General features: G+C 50.0%; 17 protein-coding genes and 1 pseudogene. 6 read left to right on the top strand and 12 right to left on the bottom strand.

Translation table 11 applies throughout. The annotated features are described in order from the left end of the window. Positions 1-79 precede the first annotated feature (79 nt). Positions 80-916 (bottom strand): carbohydrate ABC transporter permease, encoded by an 837-nt coding sequence (locus tag AB4124_RS33500; protein ID WP_076326017.1) that lies wholly within the window; start codon positions 914-916, stop codon positions 80-82. After that, positions 916-1,797: a carbohydrate ABC transporter permease gene (locus tag AB4124_RS33495; protein ID WP_076326018.1), complete on the bottom strand. Its 882-nt coding sequence runs from the start codon at positions 1,795-1,797 to the stop codon at positions 916-918. Before AB4124_RS33495 ends, AB4124_RS33500 begins: the two co-directional genes overlap by 1 nt. Positions 1,798-1,951: 154 nt before the next feature. On the opposite strand from AB4124_RS33495, the gene AB4124_RS33490 reads away from it, so the two are divergent. From AB4124_RS33490 to AB4124_RS33480, 3 genes are all read left to right on the top strand, one after another. Further along, entirely contained in the window at positions 1,952-3,736 is a 1,785-nt protein-coding gene (locus AB4124_RS33490) for a cache domain-containing sensor histidine kinase (RefSeq protein ID WP_430110895.1), read from the top strand. Between the two features lies 1 nt (position 3,737). Then, positions 3,738-5,354 carry a response regulator gene (locus tag AB4124_RS33485; protein ID WP_379416533.1) on the top strand — a complete coding sequence of 539 codons (1,617 nt, stop codon included), beginning with the start codon at positions 3,738-3,740 and terminating at the stop codon, positions 5,352-5,354. Positions 5,355-5,449: 95 nt separating this feature from the next. Further along, positions 5,450-6,214, top strand: coding sequence for a tryptophan-rich sensory protein (locus AB4124_RS33480; RefSeq protein ID WP_430110892.1), 765 nt, complete (start codon positions 5,450-5,452; stop codon positions 6,212-6,214). 108 nt (positions 6,215-6,322) lie between these two features. Here the strand turns inward: AB4124_RS33480 and AB4124_RS33475 are convergent, their stop codons facing one another. The 9 genes and pseudogenes from AB4124_RS33475 to AB4124_RS33435 all read right to left on the bottom strand — a co-directional run bounded on the left by AB4124_RS33475 (position 6,323) and on the right by AB4124_RS33435 (position 13,434). Further along, positions 6,323-7,348, bottom strand: a complete 1,026-nt coding sequence (locus AB4124_RS33475; RefSeq protein ID WP_441975398.1) for a serine hydrolase domain-containing protein — start codon at positions 7,346-7,348, stop codon at positions 6,323-6,325. Between the two features lie 271 nt (positions 7,349-7,619). Then, positions 7,620-8,000, bottom strand: coding sequence for a RidA family protein (locus tag AB4124_RS33470; protein WP_213647915.1), 381 nt, complete (start codon positions 7,998-8,000; stop codon positions 7,620-7,622). 68 nt (positions 8,001-8,068) lie between these two features. Then, entirely contained in the window at positions 8,069-8,737 is a 669-nt protein-coding gene (locus tag AB4124_RS33465) for an NAD(P)H-binding protein (RefSeq protein ID WP_430110883.1), read from the bottom strand. A 75-nt stretch (positions 8,738-8,812) separates the two neighbouring features. Then, positions 8,813-10,070: pseudogene (locus AB4124_RS33460) on the bottom strand (MFS transporter). A 148-nt stretch (positions 10,071-10,218) separates the two neighbouring features. Next, positions 10,219-10,494 carry a hypothetical protein gene (locus tag AB4124_RS33455; RefSeq protein ID WP_430110878.1) on the bottom strand — a complete coding sequence of 92 codons (276 nt, stop codon included), beginning with the start codon at positions 10,492-10,494 and terminating at the stop codon, positions 10,219-10,221. Between the two features lie 32 nt (positions 10,495-10,526). Next, complete coding sequence (locus AB4124_RS33450) at positions 10,527-10,730, bottom strand: CsbD family protein (protein WP_076326026.1); 204 nt, start codon at positions 10,728-10,730, stop codon at positions 10,527-10,529. Positions 10,731-10,951: 221 nt separating this feature from the next. Then, positions 10,952-11,167 (bottom strand): twin-arginine translocase TatA/TatE family subunit, encoded by a 216-nt coding sequence (locus tag AB4124_RS33445; protein WP_012818889.1) that lies wholly within the window; start codon positions 11,165-11,167, stop codon positions 10,952-10,954. Between the two features lie 90 nt (positions 11,168-11,257). Further along, complete coding sequence (locus AB4124_RS33440) at positions 11,258-11,809, bottom strand: RidA family protein (RefSeq protein WP_430110875.1); 552 nt, start codon at positions 11,807-11,809, stop codon at positions 11,258-11,260. A 20-nt stretch (positions 11,810-11,829) separates the two neighbouring features. Further along, positions 11,830-13,434, bottom strand: coding sequence for a flavin monoamine oxidase family protein (locus AB4124_RS33435; RefSeq protein ID WP_083659830.1), 1,605 nt, complete (start codon positions 13,432-13,434; stop codon positions 11,830-11,832). 275 nt (positions 13,435-13,709) lie between these two features. On the opposite strand from AB4124_RS33435, the gene AB4124_RS33430 reads away from it, so the two are divergent. Together AB4124_RS33430 and tatC are read left to right on the top strand one after the other, a co-directional pair. Beyond that, entirely contained in the window at positions 13,710-13,961 is a 252-nt protein-coding gene (locus AB4124_RS33430; RefSeq protein WP_076326028.1) for a MerR family transcriptional regulator, read from the top strand. A gap of 23 nt (positions 13,962-13,984) precedes the next feature. Beyond that, a complete protein-coding gene (gene tatC, locus AB4124_RS33425; protein ID WP_076326029.1) occupies positions 13,985-14,755 on the top strand; it encodes a twin-arginine translocase subunit TatC in 771 nt (256 codons plus the stop codon). Between the two features lie 190 nt (positions 14,756-14,945). On the opposite strand, the gene AB4124_RS33420 is transcribed toward tatC, so the two are convergent. Continuing rightward, positions 14,946-16,451: an HD-GYP domain-containing protein gene (locus AB4124_RS33420; RefSeq protein WP_430110871.1), complete on the bottom strand. Its 1,506-nt coding sequence runs from the start codon at positions 16,449-16,451 to the stop codon at positions 14,946-14,948. Between the two features lie 651 nt (positions 16,452-17,102). Between AB4124_RS33420 and AB4124_RS33415 the strand changes: the two genes are divergently transcribed. Further along, a partial coding sequence (locus tag AB4124_RS33415) for a hypothetical protein (RefSeq protein ID WP_441975397.1) occupies positions 17,103-20,287 on the top strand: 3,185 nt, incomplete at its 3' end.

Here is a 20,287-nt window from a genome sequence, read left to right as displayed (position 1 = left end):
TTTCAGTATAATCAACCTTTTTTCGTTAAATCAGGTATTATATTGATCTTTGAGGGGGAGGGAATTGACCGATTGACGGCTATCCCTTCACCGCTCCTTGCGTGATGCCTTCAATGATGTATTTCTGCATGGCCAGGAAGAAAATAATGACCGGCATGATCCCCAGCACCAGCGCCGGAAGAGCCAAATCCCACTGCTTCGTATACTGCCCAAAAAAGGCAAAAGTAGCAATTGGAATGGTCCGAAGCTCTGCGGACTGCAGGATCAAGGATGGTAGCAGATAGTCATTCCAGATCCACAGGGTGTTCAGGATGATGACTGTAACGAACATCGGCTTCATCAGCGGGAATACCACCCGGAAGAAGACGCCGTATCCGCTGGATCCATCTACAGTTGCGGCTTCTTCGATCTCCATCGGAATCGATTTCACGAACCCATGGAACAGGAATACGCTCAGCGGAACTCCAAAGCCCAAGTAACAGATAATAAGTCCATACAAGCTGTTGTTAATCCCAAGCGTTGCCGTCACTTTCACGAGCGGAATCATGATCGATTGGAACGGAATGACCATCGCCGCCACAAACAGCGCAAACATGATCTGGTTAAAACGCGTGTTCCGGCGAACCATCTGGTAGGCGGTCATGGCACTTAACATCGCCAGCAGCAGATTGCTCGCAACCGTAACGACCAGCGAGTTCCAGAACGCCTGCGGAAAGTTGGTGATATCCCACGCCCGCGAATAGTTGCTCCATTCAAGAGTGGTCGGAAGCCCTGCTGAGTCCGTCAACAGATCGCCGAAGGTTTTGACGGAGTTCACGAACAGGAAGTAGAACGGGACCAGGAAGAGCAAGGCTACGATGATCATGATGATCTCGGTGGCCATGGTGTTCAGCCGGTATTTTCTCGTGGTCTCCATTACGCCTCAACCTCCTTGCTCTTCGTGAATCGAACCTGCAGACTTGTTATGATGGCAACCACGATGAAGAAGATGACTGCCTTCGCCGTTCCGAGTCCGAGACGGTTATTCGTATAAGCCTCGTTGTAAATATTCATGGCCACCGACTCCGTGGAACCGAACGGCCCGCCTTTGGTCAGGGAAAGGTTCAAATCGAACATTTTGAAGGACCAGGAAATTGCCAGGAACAAACATACCGTAACCGCCGGCATGACAAGCGGGATAATAATGGACCGCAGGACCTGCCCTCTGCTCGCACCGTCAATTTCGGCAGCCTCCAGAATATCCTTCGGCACGTTGTTAAGTGAGGAGATGTAGATAACCATCAGGTAACCGGCCGTCTGCCAGACGAAAACGATTACAATTGCCCAGAAGGCAGTCCCCTTGGTGCCAAGCCACGGCAGGTTAAAGAATCCCAGGTTCGTGGCATTGCCGATCGCTGCAAACCCTTTGACAAAGATAAACTGCCAGATGAAACCGAGCAGCAAGCCGCCGATCACGTTTGGCATGAAGAAGATCGTCCGGAGGATGTTTCGCGTCTTAAGCGGCTTGGTCAGGAAGTAAGCCAGTAAAAATCCGAGCAGATTCGTCAGGATGACGCCAAGCACCGTAAACCGGGTTGTGAACCAGAAGGCATCACGGAATTTATCATCATTGGTAAAGATGGTAACAAAATTATCAAAGCCGACAAAGTCGATTTTGCTTGACACGCCATTCCAGTTCGTGAAGGAATAATAAAGACCCAGAAGGAACGGAATGATCATGATCAGGATGAAAAAAATAGTGGAAGGTCCCACGAAAAGAAACTGCTGCAGCAGCGCCGAAGATTTTTTTCGATTCATCCCTTGATCTCCCCTTTTCGTTAAGTTGTTGTATGATGTACAGCCATTATGCGGTAACCTGTAAACAATAAACACGGAGAATCATGAACCGTTAGGTGTAAAATATTGACCATACGCGCTTATGCCCATTCGATAATCCAGGGGGTGATCCTTCATGAAATACCGCAGCATCCAGACCCGGCTGATCACGTTCATGCTCGCTGTCACTACCATTCCGCTCCTGCTCTCGCTATTCATTACTTTTACGCATACCCGCGAGTCCGTGAAGGAGCAGACAGTGAATGAAAATATACGGTTGATTTATCAAGGAGCGACCAATCTGATGAACTATTTGCGCGGCATCGACCGCGCCTCCCTGTCCGTATATTCCGACCCCCATTTTCTGCGCAATCTTGCTCTGGATCCCGATAATCACCGGGTTGTAGCTGAGCTATATACGACCTTGCAGGCCATTCAAACGGGCACGCAAGACGTGCATCAAATCTATCTGCACAATAATTTGACTGGACAGTCCACCCAAGTATCCAGCAATCTGCCTCGCAGGGAATTCCGACAGGCGCCCTATCATAAAATAGAAGAGTTCGGCACGGGCAATACGGCCATCGAGCCCGTCCATCAGGTGCACAGTTACGGGTTCCCACCGCGGCCTGCGGACATTCTGAATTTTGAAGTTTTCACCTTCTATCGATCCATCACCAACGTACCGTCACCCGACCAATATGCCCTTATGGCCATCGATGTGAAACTTGACAGTATTTTGGCTATTTGCGATCAGCTGTATGCTAAAGGGGAAGAACAGCTATACTTGATTGATGACAAGGGAAGCATCATCTACGGTCCGGATCCGCAGCAGAGAGGGCAACGTCTGGACGACCCTGTGCTTATGGGCAAAATCGCTCAAGCGGATCATGGATATTACGATGGCAAAGACGCGATGATCGTCTACGAGAAGCTGGATTTGCCCTATGCTCCCTGGACGCTAGTCAAACAAATCCCGCATCAAACGCTGTACAAACATTCGACAGAACTAACGAGCATTAACGCGATTATTGCGATATTAGCACTGTTCATTGTCATATTCGGAACGCTTTGGATATCCATTCGGATTACAAAACCCATTAAACAACTCACAAGCTATATGAATCAGGTGAAAACCGGGCGGCTTGACGTGGATATTGAGGTTACAAGCCCGGATGAGATCGGGATTCTCTCCCGCCGCTTCCGAACCATGATGGACACCATCAACAACCTGATCCTGCGTGAGTACCGGCTGGAAATCGCCAATAAGACCAATCAGTTGAAGGCACTCCAAGCTCAGATCGATCCGCATTTCCTATACAATTCGCTTCAGTCGATTGGTACCTTGGCCCTGCAGCACAATGTGCCGCGAATCTATTCCCTGCTCTCTTCACTGGCGAATATGATGCGCTACAATATGCGCAACAGCGAGGGCAAAGTAACGCTCCAGGATGAGATCAACCATGTGCGGCTGTACCTTGAGCTGCAGAAGCAACGGTTCCGGGACCAACTGGACATCACATGGGATTTGGATCCGGAGAGCCTTACGGCTCCGGTTCCGAAAATGATCCTGCAGCCGATTGTCGAGAATTATTTCAAGCATGGCATGAATACACACGCCGGCGTCGGACATATATCCATATCTTCCCTCATCTCGGAAGATCGCCGCTTGATCGTCGTCGTTGAAAATAACGGGTCATCCATCGAAGAGGCCGAGCTCGCTTCGATTCGCAGCAAGCTTGCAACTGCTTACGGCCACCCTGACCGACACGATGCCGGCAATGATTCGATCGGGCTCTTAAACGTATTGATGCGTTTGAACTTATACTCCGACAACAAGGCTGGGTTAACGATAGAGAATGTAGTGCCACACGGCGTCAGGGTCACGCTCGATATCAACATATGGGAGAGTGAACAGTAGAATGAGAGTATTGATCGTAGATGACGAACAGCATGTGCGGGAGGCAATAGGGCTCCTGGCAGACTGGGAGCGGCATGGAATCACGGAAATCGATCAGGCCGCTGACGGTGAGGAAGCGGTGCGCTTAATCGAGGAGAACAAACCGCAAATTGTCATGACCGACATGCGAATGCCCCGCAAAAACGGACTGGAGCTGCTCACCTGGCTGCATAACACGAAACCGGATATTAAAGTGCTCGTCATTAGCGGATATGATGATTTTGAATATGTACGTCATACGATCCGTTCGGGAGGCATTGACTATATTCTCAAGCCCGTTGAACCGGACAGCTTGAACGAGGCGCTGACCAAAGCGGTTCAAACCTGGCAGCTCGAGGAAGAGAAACGGCAGCAGATTACCAATCAGAATATCGAAATGAATCAGATGACCCCTTTCTATATGGACCGCCTGCTCTCGGATCTAGTTAACGGCTATGGCAACAAGGACAGCGTGGTTTCTCAATTGCGGAACCGGATGACGCTGCCAGTAACCAGCATGGTCTATAATGTTGCGGTGCTACGCGATGATCAATTTGACGAAGCTTTGCTGTCCAAATTCCGCAACAGGCGCCATCTGCTATCCTTCACGCTCATTAATATTTGCAATGAGCTGTTAATGGATCAGGGTGTTGCCTTTCGACATATCGACAAACCCGGGGAAATCATTATTCTCTGTTGGAATCCGCGGCTTCCCTTTAACGACGTACTGGATCGAATAAATGACGGGTTCTTCTCCACCCTTCGCAGGCGGAGCCATTTCGGTGCCGCCAAAGCAGGCGCCTTTCCCGACGATCTGCCGAAGGCTTATCTAAATGCCGTCCAAGCCTTATACAGCCGCAATTTATTAACCGGCAAATGCCGCATTCATCGCGAACGTGCCGTTGAAAGCGAAGGCTCGCGCACCCTGCGGCTCTCCTCCTACGAGGAGAAATTTAAGCTGGCTGCACTCAGCGGGAGTAAGGAACGCATCGAGACAGCCACGGAAGAGTGGCTGCAGGATGTTCGTGAGAGGGATCTCGTATCGCCTGAGCATCTGGCAAGGTGGAATTCAGAATGGGACTGGATTCAGTATCACTGGACGGAAAATGAGGTAAACAGCACGCAAGAACCCGTCGAAGACGCTGAAATCTCGCAAGACCTTCCCTTCCTGCTTCCTTACAGCGAGGATGGCATGATCTGCTGGGATCGCTGGCGCGAACAGATCAGCGGAAGGCTTTATGCGGCATCCCGCGTTCTTACTCAGATTCATTCCAAGGACAATCATATCATTCATGACATTGCCCGCTATTTGGAGCAGCACTATCATGAGGAGATTTCACTTCAGCAAATTGCGGGGAAGTTCTTTCTTAGCAGGGAATACATTTCGCGCAAATTCAAGCAGGAATTCGGTGTGACGCTATCGGATTTTCTCGGGCGGATTCGAATCGACAAGGCTAAAACGCTGCTGCTCAATCCCCAGATCCGGATCGCCCAAATCGCGGAGATGGTCGGTTACCAGGATGAGAAGTATTTCAGCAAAGTGTTCAAGAAGATGGAGGGGTTCACGCCCAACGAATACCGCAAGAAACATATGAGTTAAGTGAAGGGCCGGTGCCCCTTTCTTAGCTGCTGGCTCGATATTCATTCTTTTGGGTATATTCTATATATTCCAGACTGATATCAGGAGGAGATTATATGTACCGCAACAACCCGTACCGCTGGTGGAATCTGCTGTTTTTCGCCGGGGTAATCGCCATGAATGTGTTATCAGGCATGCTGCCGCTTGGCGGTAGAACAACCGGGGAGATATCGGATATGTATTATACGGCGATCACCCCCGCAGGATATGCCTTTTCCATATGGTCCGTCATCTATGTGCTGCTGTTCTTTTTTGTCATCTACCAGCTGCGTCGTGATACCGGAAACCGCGATTCCGTAAGATCCATCGGACCATGGTTTATACTTAGCTGTGTATTTAATATGGCGTGGCTTGTATTGTGGCACTATTTGTATATTGAATGGTCTGTCGTGATGATGTTCTTACTGCTGTTAACCCTGTGGGTTCTGTATGTGCGTACGCATGAGATAGATTATCCGACGTCAGGCGAGAAGTTCTGTCTGAAATTGCCGTTCAGCTTATATATCGGCTGGGTGTGCCCTGCCTTTATCGTCAATGTCGGGATCGTGTTTCAGAAGAATGACTGGAGCCTCTTCGGCCTGCGCGAGACCACTTTGGGGATTGTGCTGCTCTGTATTGGTGCATTACTCGCCATATTGATCGGTCAACGTTACCGGGACAGCATCGTGCCGCTGGTCTTCACCTGGGCTTACATCGCCATCGCAGCCGAGCACCGGGAGACCGACAGCATCTTAATGACCGCCTTTGTACTCTCTATCGTCCTGCTTGTATATGCCATATGGCTCTTCTTTACGCGCAATCGGAGAAGATCCCGGTATTAAACCGAGTCCGGATCTTACGCAAAAGTGAAGCTTCTTGCTTTCGATTCGCTTCCTACTCGATCAAACGTAAAGACTGTTGTTGATCTAATCCAAGGGGTTGAAAGGGTTCTATTCCATTGATCTCTGAATATCTCCTATAATCCCCTTGGATTGATGAACACCCAGATCTGCATTTGTCATGATTATGATCCCCTTCCCTGAATACGGCCGCACGGTCATCATGCATTGAAATCCTACCCCCCATCCGAGTGATGAAACCTCAACCTCTTGATCAGACTCACCCAAAAAAACACCCAGCCCGGTCCATTCCTTGCTGCATTGAGGAGTAATCCATTCCTTCGCTCTATCCTCGGATAACCCTATTCTGCTTCTGCCATTTAAAGAATCCATGAATTCAATCGCCAAGATGGCTAGATCCGATGGTGTGGTCCATAAACCGGATGCTGCCGCGTAGGGGTACATCGGATATTTGCCCTGAACTAACTCCCCGTTCTTGTGATGGCCACATGATAACTGTCCGCTTATGGATTGGGAAATGGTCGGATTCAGTATACTGTCCTTCATATTTAACGGTTCAAAAACCTGCTCCTTCATCAGCACCTGAAATGGCTTACGAGACACGTCTTCGATCAGCAATTGAATGATGCAAAAACCGGCATCCGAGTATGCAAATTCACTCCCGGGCTCATATGTGACACGAATCGCTTCATTGCAATATGGCGTCCTTCCCTCCAACAGTTCTACCATAGAGGGGAAACCATGCGCGGAGTCCCATTCGCCAAAGCTGCCTTCAGGATCCATGATTCCCGACTGATGACACAATAATGTTCGAAGGGTCACTTTGCTATGCCGGGTGAATTCGTTCTCTGGAACTTTCCAGGTGGTAAGTTTAACATTAACATCTTCATCCAAATCCAGCAGCCCTTGACCAACCAGCTTCATAACGAGCATCGAGGTAACGAATTTACTGATCGAACAAGCATTAAATATTGAATGTCCGGTTACCATGTTGCCGGTTCCAGCTTCCAAAGTGCCGTAGCTTTCTGCAACCCGAATATGACCTTCAGCAATCCGTGCCATGCTTAAACCGGATACCTGATATTGCTCCATCCATTCTCGAATATTCTTATTCATATTAGGCTCCATCCCCAAGGTATCCCCTCCCTATTATTAGTTTGACCTATATACTTGCTTCTCAGTGTATTATAGAACGTAAGTTCGTATTACTCAATGTGCACGATCTCCAATAAACATAAGAAAAACGTCCATCGACGTACTTTCTCGGAAGACAGGAAGTTTTTCTTGGGAGATAAGGATGCTGAGTCTCGGATGTTTATACTTTCTTATCTCTTAAAAAAGGAGCTTTGCCAATGCAGGCAAAGCTCCCTTTTACATTGATAATCGCTTATTGCTTAACGGCGATGACCTCAATCTCAACCAGTCCGTCCTTCGGCAAACGAGCAACCTCAACGGCGCTGCGTGCTGGGTATGGCTCGGAAAAGAAGCTGCCGTACACTTCGTTCACCGCTGCAAAATCGTTCATATCCTTCAAAAATACGGTGGTTTTCACCACGTGGTCGAGGCTTGTCCCGGCTGCTTCAAGAATCGCCTTTACGTTGTTGAGCGACAACTTCGCTTGCTCCTGAACCCCTTCACCGAATTCCCCTGTTTCCGGATTCAATCCCAGTTGGCCTGAAGTATACACAAATCCATTGATTTCTACAGCTTGGCTGTATGGTCCGATAGCTCCAGGGGCTTTGTTGGTCGATATGATATGTTTACTCATGTTTTGTCACCCTTTCTATGTATTCCTATCTGTGTACATTGTAATCTGCTACAGGTACTCTGGCAAATTTAATCGGCAGCCTCGCCGAGAACATGGATGACTTCATTGGTATACACATGGTGGCCTTTCATATCCGTTAAGCCGATATTCACCATCGACTTGGCTACTTTCCGCGCAGGTATAGCCCGGTATGGGGCCAGCTTCGGACCTTTGAATGCAAAGTCGAGGGAAGTCATGAGAACCGATGCCACCCGCTCTCCAAACCGCCACTCGGGCCGCTCGCCCAGCAGTAATGACGGTCTGAACAGATGCAGCCCCCAAAAACCAATCTTCGCCAGCTTCTCTTCAACCTCTCCCTTGGTCCGAAGATAGAAATTACGCACCTTCGGATTGGCGCCTGCGGAGCTGACCGCCATAAATTGTCTTACCCCGTGCCGCTTAGCCAGCTCCGCTGTCTTGACGACATAATCCACATCCACTTTATGGAACTGCTGCTGGGAACCGGCCTTTTTGATCGTTGTTCCCAGGCAGCAATACACGCTATGGACGCCAGAAAAAGCTTCGCTATATCGATCTAGCTGATCCCATTCCACCAGAATAGGCAACAGCTTGGGATGCGCAACATCAGGAAGTCTTCGTACCAGCAAGCGGACCTCCTCCACCTCCTCACGGCCCAGCAGTTCTTCGGTTACCATACGACCCACAAGCCCTGTGGCCCCGACTACGAGTGCAACCATTCCACCTCACACCCTCCCTCAATTCATGATATGAAATATGAATGACATGAAAGGCCTCTGCAGCCTGCCGCTCTTCTAAGCAGCACGAAGCACTCTCCGCCCCACCGTCAAAGCAATGAGCACCATCAGCATGCCCACTGTGGTTTGGAAGCCATATCGGGCTACCCAGTCCGGTGCATCTGCGATCCTTTTGAATATGAACCCGCCCAGCACGGGACCTAGAAAAGAGGTGAACCCCGTGATGGCGGAGTATACGGCGATAAACATTGGTCGTTCGCTTTTCGGCGTATCCCCGATCATAAAGTTAAAGGCAAGCTGGTTAAAGCCACCTACGCCGGCACCAAGCAGCATATGAGACAGCAGCAGCACCGGAATCATGGGCAGGACGGACAGCAAGCCCCATGTCAAGCATGACCCCGCAATTAGCGGCAATGTCCAATAGAGCAAGGTTCTGTTGCGGTAGCGCGTATTCAAATTTCACGGTCTGTGCAACGGTCATAATGGATACGACCGAATACGAGATATGCAGGACGTCCAGCATGGCATACGAGTAGAGCGGAACAATCAACGTCTGCAGAAAGAGCCAGCCCGCCAGAAACAGTGTAGATTTGATAAACGTGGTATCCGACAGCGGCTTTCGGATCATCGCCTTAAACTGACGCTCGCTCGAGTGCTCGAAGGGAGGGTCAGGGTATAAAAAGAATAAGGATAAGTTCGCAGCAATGGCGATCCAAGAGATGATGAACAGAATAAGAAAGCCCCCGCCGCCGGGAACACGGTCCAGGATGATCCCGCCAACAAACAGGGTCAAGGCGCCGAGCGCATTCAAGATGGTATTACGTATGCCAAAATAACGTCCCCGGACCTTGGACGGCACCATATCGCTGATCAGCGAGGTCCAGAGCATACCGGATACGGTATTGGCAATAAAGGCGGCCATATAGAGGATCATAAACACCGGAATCCACCATCGTTCCGGGAAGATAAACGGGATGATCCCCGTGGCCCCCCACAAAATGCGGTGCATAAAGGTGAAGACAATCATCGCCTTCTTGCGGTATTGCAGGCGCTGGATCAGGTACGCAACCAGAATCTGAAGCACGTTGAACAGCGTAGTGACAGCCAGAACAAACCCAACCTCACTGGATTCCGCACCTAAGTACAATAAATACCCTGTCAAGAAGGGACCGCCCAACAGTGTCTGCAAGATGACAGCCGGCACCCCTTCCCATGTGGCCGTCATCAAATGTTTACGCTGATGCGAAACCTGTTTGTGCGGCTTGTGAATAACCTGGACAGCCTTGATGGTGATACACTCCTTCGATGACTTCAAATGGGCTGATCATACTTCCTTTTGACCCCATTCTACACCGCATCGGACCCAAGTCAATATGACTTTTTAAATATAAAACTCACATGAATTTCTCATGGCGCATAACCTGAACATCCAAGCATAAAAAGACAAAAAAAAAGAGCGCAAATCATGCTCGATTTGCACTCTTTCTCCAAGCGGTTATGAAGCTGGTCAGCGGTTTCCACTCCCTGCGGAGCCGGCCGGAGGATTCGGCCGTTTCCTCCGCCATAAGCCCCGCGGTGGACAATGCCGCCTGCTGACTGTCTGTGACAGGGAGAACTTCCTCATTCATCATCTCATAGTATCCCAAATGATAGGTGCTGACCATGTCTCCGTGTAAGGTAAACACCTTGCCATCACGAATATCGATCACCTTGCCGGTCACAACCCGGGATTCCAACATGATTCGTTCTGCCTCCCTTATCCTCCTCAAGACTAGTCGCGGTATCTTGAACTCCAATCCGTATATTCACGCTCCGCCGCATCCTTCGTATGTCCGTAGCGTTCCTGCAGCTTGCCAACCAATTTATCTTTCTCGCCGTCGATCACATCAAGATCGTCATCCGTCAATTTGCCCCATTGCTTCTTCGCTTCACCCTTCATCTGTTTCCATTTCCCTTTAAATACGTTGCTATCCATAAATATCAGCTCCTCTTAGAGTAATGAATGATGAAATGTAGAATTGCCTGTACTTGTGTATACCCCGTAGAAGTTTCTCTGAATCCTGGCCTTGAACTGACCCTCAAGAGTCCACATTCAAAAAAAGCCGCCGCCATAGATCTCAATAGATCCATGGGGCCGCTTTATTTGCGCCTGCATATCCGATTTCCTATTGCTAGAAGCAGGATTAAACTGCCCGATCATCCCTTCAGTTTAATGACCGCTCCCTCCCTTTCCCTCTCCTTGTCCTTTTCCTCCTCTTTATCTTCGCCAACCAGCTCTCTAGCAGAGGCTTTGAATTCAGACAACGTGCGGCCAACCGCCCGGCCAAGCTCCGGCAGCTTGGAAGGCCCGAACAGAATGAGCACGACAATCAAAATCATCATCAATCCGACAAATCCGACATTTTGGAACATAAAGACCCAACTCCTTTATTAAGTGATGGTGGTTGTCTTTTTGGAAACGAAGCCGCTTTGGACCGGCCTGTTTCATGGAATCATAATGACTTACTTCTTCTTATCCTTGCTCGGGTACACGGCGACGGCCTCAATCTCAATCAACCAATCGGCATTCACGAGGCTGGCTACTCCCACTGTGGAACGCGCAGGCTTAACCGGATTCTCCTTCGTATTGAAAAATTGGGCGTAAGCATCAAACCAGCCAGTATAATCAAAGGTTCCGTTGTTGGCTGCATCCGGGGTCAGGTACACTCTCAAATAAACGACATCCTTCATCGTCAGTCCCTGCTCCTCCAGCTGCTTCTCGATTTCCTTCAAAATGCCGATCCCCTGGGCTTTGGTATCGCCATAGCGCTCATAGACTGTCTTGCCGTCCTTGTTCAGCAAGGGCGGAACCGTCCCGCTTGTAAAGAGGTAGGAAGCCCCTTCGGGTACGATTACTCCGCTGGAAATAGAGGATGTAGGACTGCCGTAAAATTTCGGGGCGGGTGTAGCTTTGGACGGTTTCTTATAGGCAGAAGAACTGTCGGCATACGCGGTTACGCTCACGGCACTGAACAGCAGGGCCAGCGCCAGGATCGTCTTCAATTTATTATTCATTGGAATCGTCTCCCTTCTATTTATGCTTTCATCACGCGCTGATGGATATCAGTTACGACCTCGCGGGCGGACTCAATGGCGCCTGCCTGCCAGGCCGTAATGTAGCTGATGTGCTCCCCTGCCAAGTAGATGCGGTTATCCGGCTTGCAGAGGGTGGGGTAATAGGTCTTCCTATCGTTAGCGGAATAGGATACCCAGCCTCCCTCCTGGTATTTGGTCTTCTTCCAGTCGATAGAGAAGGACGCCTCAAACTCCTTCGGATACTGCGGATGGATTTTGGCGCCTTGCGTCAACGCAAGCTTCTCGCGCTCGGCATACGACATGCCGCCGAGTTTATCGGCGATGCCTCCATAAGCATAATAGCCGAGCAGGATCCCCTTCTTCCCAAAATAATCTGTCGGCGGGTAGTAGATTTGCGTAATGTCCATATTCGTCAAACTGCTGCCGCCGTACAAATACTCGTCTTCTTCCCAGAAACGCCGCTTGAACTGCAAGCCGATTTTACCTGCGGAGGCGTAGCCGACGCTGCTGATCGCTTTGGACATTTCCGGCGAGAAGTCGGCCGGGATCTTCTTCAATACTGTCAGCGGTATGGTGCAGATGCAGTAATCGCCGCGGATTTCCTGCTCTCTGCCGGAATGGCCGTCTGTGTACACAATCCGCACACCGGAAGAGGACTGGCGAATCTCCTTCACCTCTGCCCGGTACTTGATCCGGTTGCCGATTTTTTTCTCAAATGCCGTGACGATCGCATCCATACCGCCGACCGGATGAAACATCATCATTTGCTGGTCGTAACCGTATTCGTTGCTGAAATATTTGCCGAAGCCGGAATTGATGATAGCCTTCAGATCGAATGGATCCCGGAGCACACCGGCATCCAGGCGGCTTCCCGGTTCATCCTTATATCCTCCGCGCTCCGACCCCTTATAGAACAGGTCCGGATTCAGATCTCCTTCGGCCTTCAGATAATCGACCAGCTTCAGCTTCTCTTCCGCCGTTAGCGGCAGATCCAGCGCATTTTGATTCACGGCTTTGGCCAGCATCTCGGCCACGTAACCGCGCACATCAGCCTTGGCTGCACGCTTGGGGACGCGCTGCCCGGATAAAGCCCCTACATTCTCGTTATAGTAATAGCCGCTCTCATTCACATTGTTAAATGGCTCGATGGCTACGCCAAATTTCTTGCAATAATCCAGCGTGACGTGAAATTGCGGGATCCGCATCGGGCCTGCATTGAAATACAGTCCGTTATCAAAGCGGGAAGTCTGTCGACCGGATCCGATCTCCGCTACGGAGGTTCCTTTGCGGATCGTCCAGTTTCGCCCACCGGCAAAGCTCTTCGCTTCCAATATCGTACAGTCGTAACCTGCAAGACCGAGCTCATACGCTGCCGTCAGACCCGCGATCCCTGCGCCGAGAATAACAATCTTCTTGCCGCCCCGGCCGCTTAGATTCAGGTCATTCTTTCCGGGAGGCGTATATTCCGCTGCTTTCAACGTTTCCGGCGTAAGGAGCCCCATCGTACCCATCAAGCTGAAGACGGCGACAGATCCACCCACCTTGCCAACGGACGTCAGAAATTGTCTTCGGGTCATCTCTTTTGGTTGTTCTTTTGTAGCCACCTCGTTCACTCCTTCGCTAGTTTGGTATTGGATTCATGAGCCGATCTTAGCAGAGAAAACAAGTTTTGACTTAAATTTTGTTAGGTTTTCTTACATAGTTTTTTCATTTTGAAAAATGATTGCTTTTTCACCTCATTTTTCATAAAATCATGTCATAAATCCTTCCAGACAAAATGAATCCGCCCAAATTATTGCCGTTTTATCTTCTTCGGTTTTAATCCCAAACCATTAACAGTAGCTAAGGGTTAACTATACTTACATAGGAGGTAAAGATCATGGAGAGTAAAGTGATGAGTATTGGGGTTGTTTGCGAACTGACCGGCTTGACGGAACGGCAAATTCGGTATTACGAGGAACGGAAGCTTATATTTCCGGAGCGTACGAAGGGAGGAAATCGTCGATATTCTTTTGAGGATGTGAAAAGCATCCGGGAAATCCATCAAAAAATGCAGGAGGGATTTAATACATTTGAACTGAAGGAATTAAACAAAACGAAAAAACAGCGCTGCACGCCCATCCTCCGATAATGAAGAAAGGAGTGAACAAGACTATGGAGTTCAAGAATACGATGACGATGCTGGAGCACATCGTCGAGCTAAGGAAGCGGATCCTTCAGGTGGCCGCCGTCTTCATTCTGAGCATGGCTGTTGGCCTGATTGCCGCCCCCCATGTGTTATCCGTATTGAAACATCACTCACCGGCCTTTCAGGTAACCTGGAACGTGTTCTCGCCTTGGGACGGACTTCGCATCTATATGAGCATAAGCATCGTATTATCGCTGCTTCCTACCCTGCCGTTTGCCCTTTATCAAATATGGCTGTTCGTCAATCAGGGGCTGAACAACCGCGAGCAGAGAGCAGCTCTCCGGTTTATCCCCTTGTCCGCGTTGTGCTTTATCGTAGGGGTTAGTTTCGCGTATTTTGTCGTTTTCCCGATGAGTCTTGCCTTTACGACAGGAATCAACAGTCAAATGGACCTCGTGGAGACTTACGGTGTATCCCAGTATTTCGGGTTCATGTTCAATATCGTCATCCCGCTGTCCCTTGCCTTCGAGCTTCCCGTCGTCGTCCTGTTTCTAACGCAAATAGGAATATTAAGCCCGGCTATTCTGCACACGATGAGACGGTATGCCTATGTCGTTCTGGTGATAGTTGCAGCACTAATCTCGCCGCCTGATCTCGTATCCCACCTGATGGTTGCCATCCCGCTCATCGGTCTGTATGAGATCAGCACATGGCTGGCAAGCTGGATGCATCGCAAGCAGAAGCATGTGGAGCATGAAGAAAGCAATGAAATCGATACGGCTCACCAGATGATATGAAAATTGTATTTCATTCATCCCCAGCCAACTGGCAGAAGCAGCATGGAAATCGCAACACTTGCCTGGCTGCCCTGGGGTCCAGTGATATGTTAACGACAGTCACACAAAAAAGAGGCCGTTTACCTGCAAGGTACGGTCTCCTTATTCTTCCTATTCCACAGAACTAGCTGCGATTCCCTGCTTGTCACCTCTAGCGGATCGTAATGACCTTCTTCTCCGCTTTCATATATTTAACGAACATGCCCGCATAATCGGGATCCCACTGGGTTCCCCTACCGGCTTCCAGTATGTTCAAGGCATCAACGGATTTCATGCCGCTGCGGTAGGGCCGATCCGACGTCATGGCATCATAGGCATCGGCAACAGCAATAATCCGGCCAAACAGCGGGATTTCCTTCCCCTTCAACCCATCAGGATATCCGCCCCCATCATAACGCTCATGATGGGATCGCACTCCCTCCAGATAAGGCGCCATCGCATCGGCAGGCTCGATCTGCAGCAGAATGTTCTCTCCTTGAGCCGGGTGGGCCTTTACCTGATCGAACTCCTCTGCCGTCAGCTTTCCTTCCTTCAGCAAAATGTTGTCCCGCACCCCGATTTTACCGATATCATGCAGCAATGCCGTCTTGTGCAAAAGATCAACCTGCACTTCGCTGAGTCCCGCCAGTTGGCCGATTAATACCGAGTATTCCGCCACCCGAAGCGAATGTCCTGCTGTGTAAGGATCTCTGGCATCCAGCGCCGCTGCCAGGGCAGCAAAGTAGCTGTCCAGCAGCTTGCGGTTCCGCTCCTCCCGCACCTGCAGACCGCGAACCATCATATTGAAACCAGCGATCAAATTGGAAAATTCATCGGAATAGAGATTGGAGGTCTGGATCAGACGTCCTTCCTTAATCTCATTCATCGCCCGGTACAGCTGCCGGATCGGCCGCTGTAAATCCTGGGTCAAGAGCCAAGCGCCGATATAAGCAAAACCGACACCCAGCAGCAATATAAATCCCGCCCAACCCCAGTACTGCTGTGCTACAATCTGACTGAGCCCCTCCAGGCGGATCTGCACCGCTAGACTGAACAGAAACAGCGGAAAGGTGCCGATCAGCATCGTGCTCAGCAGAAACTTCGTCCGAATCGCCATGAATACATGGCCCTCAAGGGAAAAATCCACGCCATATCGCGACAACGCCTGCCGCCGGATCTCCTTGATCAGCGGACGGATAGCAGCAATCGTCAGGAAGAATTCGATCATGGCATGACAGCTGGCTAGCAAGACCGCCCCCAGGCAAGCCAGCCATATATAGAACGGCGGAAAATTCAGTTTTCCCTGCTCCATCATCCAAACCGTAAGCAGTATAGCCGGAAGTGACAAACCGAGCAGATGAGGTCCGAATATGCGGTATACCACCATACGCGGCATGCGGTGTATACTCAAATATGCTTTTTCCAACGTTTCCAAATCCGTATGGCCTTCATCAAAGCCCGCGTGAATCGGTCGTAAATACCGAAGAAAGACGGTCAGCTCCGACGCCATCATCACCATGAACGAAATAGCCAGTATGACCACAAGACGCGCGCCTTCCTCAAAAGGAATTTCCAGAGTTGTTACCATTAATACGCCACCCACAACAAGCACAGCTGCAATGGACCCGATCATATAGTTCCGGATTAGCTGTTTAAGAAAAGACTTATACAGTTTCATGGAACGCCTACTTTCATTAACAGATAATAAACATCGGCAAGGCAGGTGTGAATCTGAACGTATTCGACATGATGCTACAAGCTTAAGAGCCCAACAGCAGAATTTGCAAGAAAAAACTGTTAATATGAATATCGTTGGATTTCCAGAAAAAATCAAGCGTTTTTGCATAACATTCTAATATACATTTGAATATCTTTGCTTATTGCGAGCACCTGTGCTATAATAAGTAATTGTTACATGAAGTTTAACCCCGTTAGTTCCTCGAAACATGGTTATTTACATCTCTGTTGAAGTGCAAATTCCTATTTTATGACCCTAGAGTATGAGTTTTATGGAACGGATTTCTGATTCACACTGGCGCGGTCATCGGAGCCGCAAGGACGAAAGAGAGGCAGGGCTTTTGTCGTTTTAGAAGCAAAGATTCTTGAAAATACTTCAAATACGGAACCGACTGTACAGCCGTTATCGGCCGTCAGGGGTTAAATTTTATATGTGCTTTTTAGCGCTCAATCAAGGACTCGGCCTTTGGCCGGGTCCTTTTCCATGTTACGCTGCCCTTTCGTGTGTCGAATCCCAAAAGACCAGTGACAGCCGCCTAAACGGCTGCATATGATACCGAAGACGATGAGTATTCGGAAGGAGCGTGTTGTTTTGAAGAAAAAGAAGAAAAGCCCATCATCTTCCTCTTCCCAGCCCTACAGGGTAGATCCCACTACGAGGGAATTCGATCTGCTTGAGCGAAATAAAGGACGCAGCCACAAAAAAGATAAAGATGCCCATATCCTCTCAGCAGCAACCATTATGGATCTGGATGAGGATCTTATCGGCCTCATGGAATTAAAACAAGAAGAAAACAAAGAAAATAAAGAAAATAAAGAAAACAAAGAAAACACCCCACTATCGACTTCTGACGAAGAGGCTATCATACCTACAGAAGATGCTGTAGCCGCTGAACCCCCGACCATGCCTAACGATCCCCCATCCCTTCCAGAGATAGAGAACGAGCATGTGCAGTTGATTTTGGAAAAGGAAATGCCTGAAATTAAGGGCGCATTCATATATACAGAGGACATAGGGGAATATGCGGTAACCGAAAGCCGGATCGCTTCGAGAGCTGTCACAGCATCCAAGCTGTCACGTGGTGCCGTCGGACCTGAAGCTATACAGGATTACAGCATCACTAGTCTGCACCTTGCCGATGAATCCGTAACTTCCGGAAAAATCGCACCATTATCGGTCACAGGAGAACATTTGATGGATGGCATCTTATCTACGCGCAAGTTTCGGGACGGTTCCGTAAATGCTAGCAAGATCAAGGATGGTAGTGTAACTTCACAAAAACTGGCAGACCACGCCGTGGTCAGCGACAAAATCGCAGATGGGGCTATTACTGCACGTCATCTTCAACAGCTCCTCGTGACAAGCGACCTGCTCGAAGACCAATCGGTTCAAGGGGACAAAATCGCATCCAGCGCCGTAGAAACCCGACATCTCGCTAATGAGAGCGTCCATAGCTCCAAGATTGCAGAGGATGCAGTCACTTCAACCAAAATCCGTGACGAAGCCGTAACAGGCAAAAAAATCGCCGATGACACCATCTCAGGTTCTCACATAAAACCGCAAAGCATCGAAAGCAAACATTTGACCAACGAGGCCGTAACTGCGAAGCACATTGCTGCCGGCAGCATCGGGCCAGGCCTAATTGCGGACGGTGCCATCAACGCCGGGCATATTAAAGAAGGCTCGCTCAGCTCCCGACATTTAGCGGACAGAGCCATAGGATCAGAGCAAATCCAGCCCGGCTCCATCGGTTCCGATCAGATCAACATCAATGCTGTATCCGCCCGCCATCTGTCTGATTCCAGTGTCACCAGTTCCAAGCTTGCCGATCAATCCGTCCACACGGTAAAGCTGGTTGAACAAGCGGTTACGGCTTCGAAAATCGCGGATCAGAGCATACTCCCTAACAAAATTGCCAATGAAGCCGTTCAAACACGCCATTTGGCTAAGGGTGCGGTAGAATCGGATCAGATTGCATCGGATGCCATTCAAACCCGGCATCTCGCTGCGGATACTGTAAATGCAGAGCATATTGCCGAGGGCAGCATATTACCTCAGCATTTCGCGCCTCAGAGCGTCATAGGGCGTGCCATTCAGCCCAAAACGATCGCAGAACAACATCTGGCAGACGGAGCGATCGGGAAGCAGCATCTTCAGCCTGCATCCGTCGGCGAAGAGATGCTGGCACCCGAAAGCGTGACCAGCCAAAAGCTTGCGCTTGGATCGGTTGGCGGAGCCATTATTGCTAAACATGGCGTAACCTCCGGCAATATTGCCAGCGAAGCCATTCAACAGCAGCACTTGTCAGCAGGCAGTGTAGGTGCTGAAGCCCTGCAAAACGGTGCGGTTCGCGAGCCGCATCTGACCGATAGCTCTGTGGCCAGCCGGCATCTGCAGAAGGGAAGCGTTCGGTCACAAGCGCTCGCCCAGGGAGCGGTAACGACAGATAAAATTGCTGCAGGCAGCATTGTGGAGTCCTCAATCGGCGATGGGGTTATTGCGCCACGACATTTGGGGGACCATGCGGTAACATCGCCGAAGCTGTCTCCGGAAAGCGTGTCCACGGATAAACTGACAGACCTGGCCGTAACTTCTAATAAACTAGCTGAGAGCAGTGTCTCCGCTGGCAAAATAGCTCCAAAGGCAGTTCAATCCACTCACTTCTCTCCGTATTCGGTAACTTCAGAAGCGATTCAGAATAAGGCCGTTACTTCGGAGAAAATTGCTCCGCAAGCTGTAGAGGGCGCGCATCTGGGGCTGGAATCCATCCTGGGCAAACATATCGTGCAGGAAGCCATTCATGGCTATCACTTGAAGAAAAAATCCATCACGTTAAGCCATCTGGCAGACGAAAGCCGCTCAGCGGAAGCGTTGTTTGCAGACGGCAGCATCCCGGGCGTAAAAATCAGATCACAATCCATTACAGAAGCCCATCTCTCGCCTTCGTCGGTCTCGGGAGCCGCACTGCAAGCGAATGCCGTGAGTGGCGATAAGATCAAGCCTCTCTCCATTTCAACAGTGCATCTGCAAGAATCGAGCGTCCAGTCTGACCACCTGGGCGTGGATATTGTCAAATCACAGCATATGGATGAAGGATCTGTGACCGGCCGCCATCTTGCTTCCGGCTCTGTCAATGCCCGGCACATTCAAGCCGAGAGCATAGAATCCGCACATATTACGAACGGCGCCGTCCTTCCTGAGCATGTTGCCGGAGAATCGATCCAGAGCGGACATATCGCCGAAGGTGCTGTGAGCTCCAAGCATGTTGAATTGTTCTCGATTCAGAGCCATCATTTGGCGCCGTACTCGGTCAACGCAGCACATCTAGGAAATCAGTCTGTCGGTCATGTCCACCTGCAGCCGGACAGTGTTGGCGTCGATCATTTGCAGACGGGGGCCGTTAAATCGAGGCAGCTGGCGGAGGGCGCCGTCCTTCCCCATCACCTGCAAATTTCTAGTATCGGTTCGCAGCATATCGAAGCCGGCGCAATCACAACGGAACATATGCAGGACCGTGGAATTACGGGAAGCAAGATTTCGAAGGAGACGATATCCGGTGCTCACGTTGCGAACGGCTCTCTCACAGGAGCTCAAATTGCCGATGGGACCATCGGCAGCCGGCATCTCGGACCGGATGCCTTCGATAACTTCACTCTAGATGAGGGATCGGTGACCGGCAGCAACATTGCTAAGGCTTCCATCATCGCCGAACACGTTGCGGATGGTTCGCTCACAGGCACACAGATTGCCGAAGGCTCACTGACTGGTGCGCAAAT

The organism is Paenibacillus sp. 2KB_20, assembly GCF_052115765.1.
In the GTDB taxonomy this organism is placed as follows: domain Bacteria; phylum Bacillota; class Bacilli; order Paenibacillales; family Paenibacillaceae; genus Paenibacillus_AQ.
This window is presented reverse-complemented; position numbering and strand designations above follow the sequence as displayed.

Coding starts and splice junctions, on each gene's coding strand:
- AB4124_RS33500 (WP_076326017.1), bottom strand. CDS start 916: ATGGAGACCACGAGAAAATACCGGCTGAACACCATGGCCACCGAGATC.
- AB4124_RS33495 (WP_076326018.1), bottom strand. CDS start 1,797: ATGAATCGAAAAAAATCTTCGGCGCTGCTGCAGCAGTTTCTTTTCGTG.
- AB4124_RS33490 (WP_430110895.1), top strand. CDS start 1,952: ATGAAATACCGCAGCATCCAGACCCGGCTGATCACGTTCATGCTCGCT.
- AB4124_RS33485 (WP_379416533.1), top strand. CDS start 3,738: ATGAGAGTATTGATCGTAGATGACGAACAGCATGTGCGGGAGGCAATA.
- AB4124_RS33480 (WP_430110892.1), top strand. CDS start 5,450: ATGTACCGCAACAACCCGTACCGCTGGTGGAATCTGCTGTTTTTCGCC.
- AB4124_RS33475 (WP_441975398.1), bottom strand. CDS start 7,348: ATGAATAAGAATATTCGAGAATGGATGGAGCAATATCAGGTATCCGGT.
- AB4124_RS33470 (WP_213647915.1), bottom strand. CDS start 8,000: ATGAGTAAACATATCATATCGACCAACAAAGCCCCTGGAGCTATCGGA.
- AB4124_RS33465 (WP_430110883.1), bottom strand. CDS start 8,737: ATGGTTGCACTCGTAGTCGGGGCCACAGGGCTTGTGGGTCGTATGGTA.
- AB4124_RS33455 (WP_430110878.1), bottom strand. CDS start 10,494: ATGTTGGAATCCCGGGTTGTGACCGGCAAGGTGATCGATATTCGTGAT.
- AB4124_RS33450 (WP_076326026.1), bottom strand. CDS start 10,730: ATGGATAGCAACGTATTTAAAGGGAAATGGAAACAGATGAAGGGTGAA.
- AB4124_RS33445 (WP_012818889.1), bottom strand. CDS start 11,167: ATGTTCCAAAATGTCGGATTTGTCGGATTGATGATGATTTTGATTGTC.
- AB4124_RS33440 (WP_430110875.1), bottom strand. CDS start 11,809: ATGAATAATAAATTGAAGACGATCCTGGCGCTGGCCCTGCTGTTCAGT.
- AB4124_RS33430 (WP_076326028.1), top strand. CDS start 13,710: ATGGAGAGTAAAGTGATGAGTATTGGGGTTGTTTGCGAACTGACCGGC.
- tatC (WP_076326029.1), top strand. CDS start 13,985: ATGGAGTTCAAGAATACGATGACGATGCTGGAGCACATCGTCGAGCTA.
- AB4124_RS33420 (WP_430110871.1), bottom strand. CDS start 16,451: ATGAAACTGTATAAGTCTTTTCTTAAACAGCTAATCCGGAACTATATG.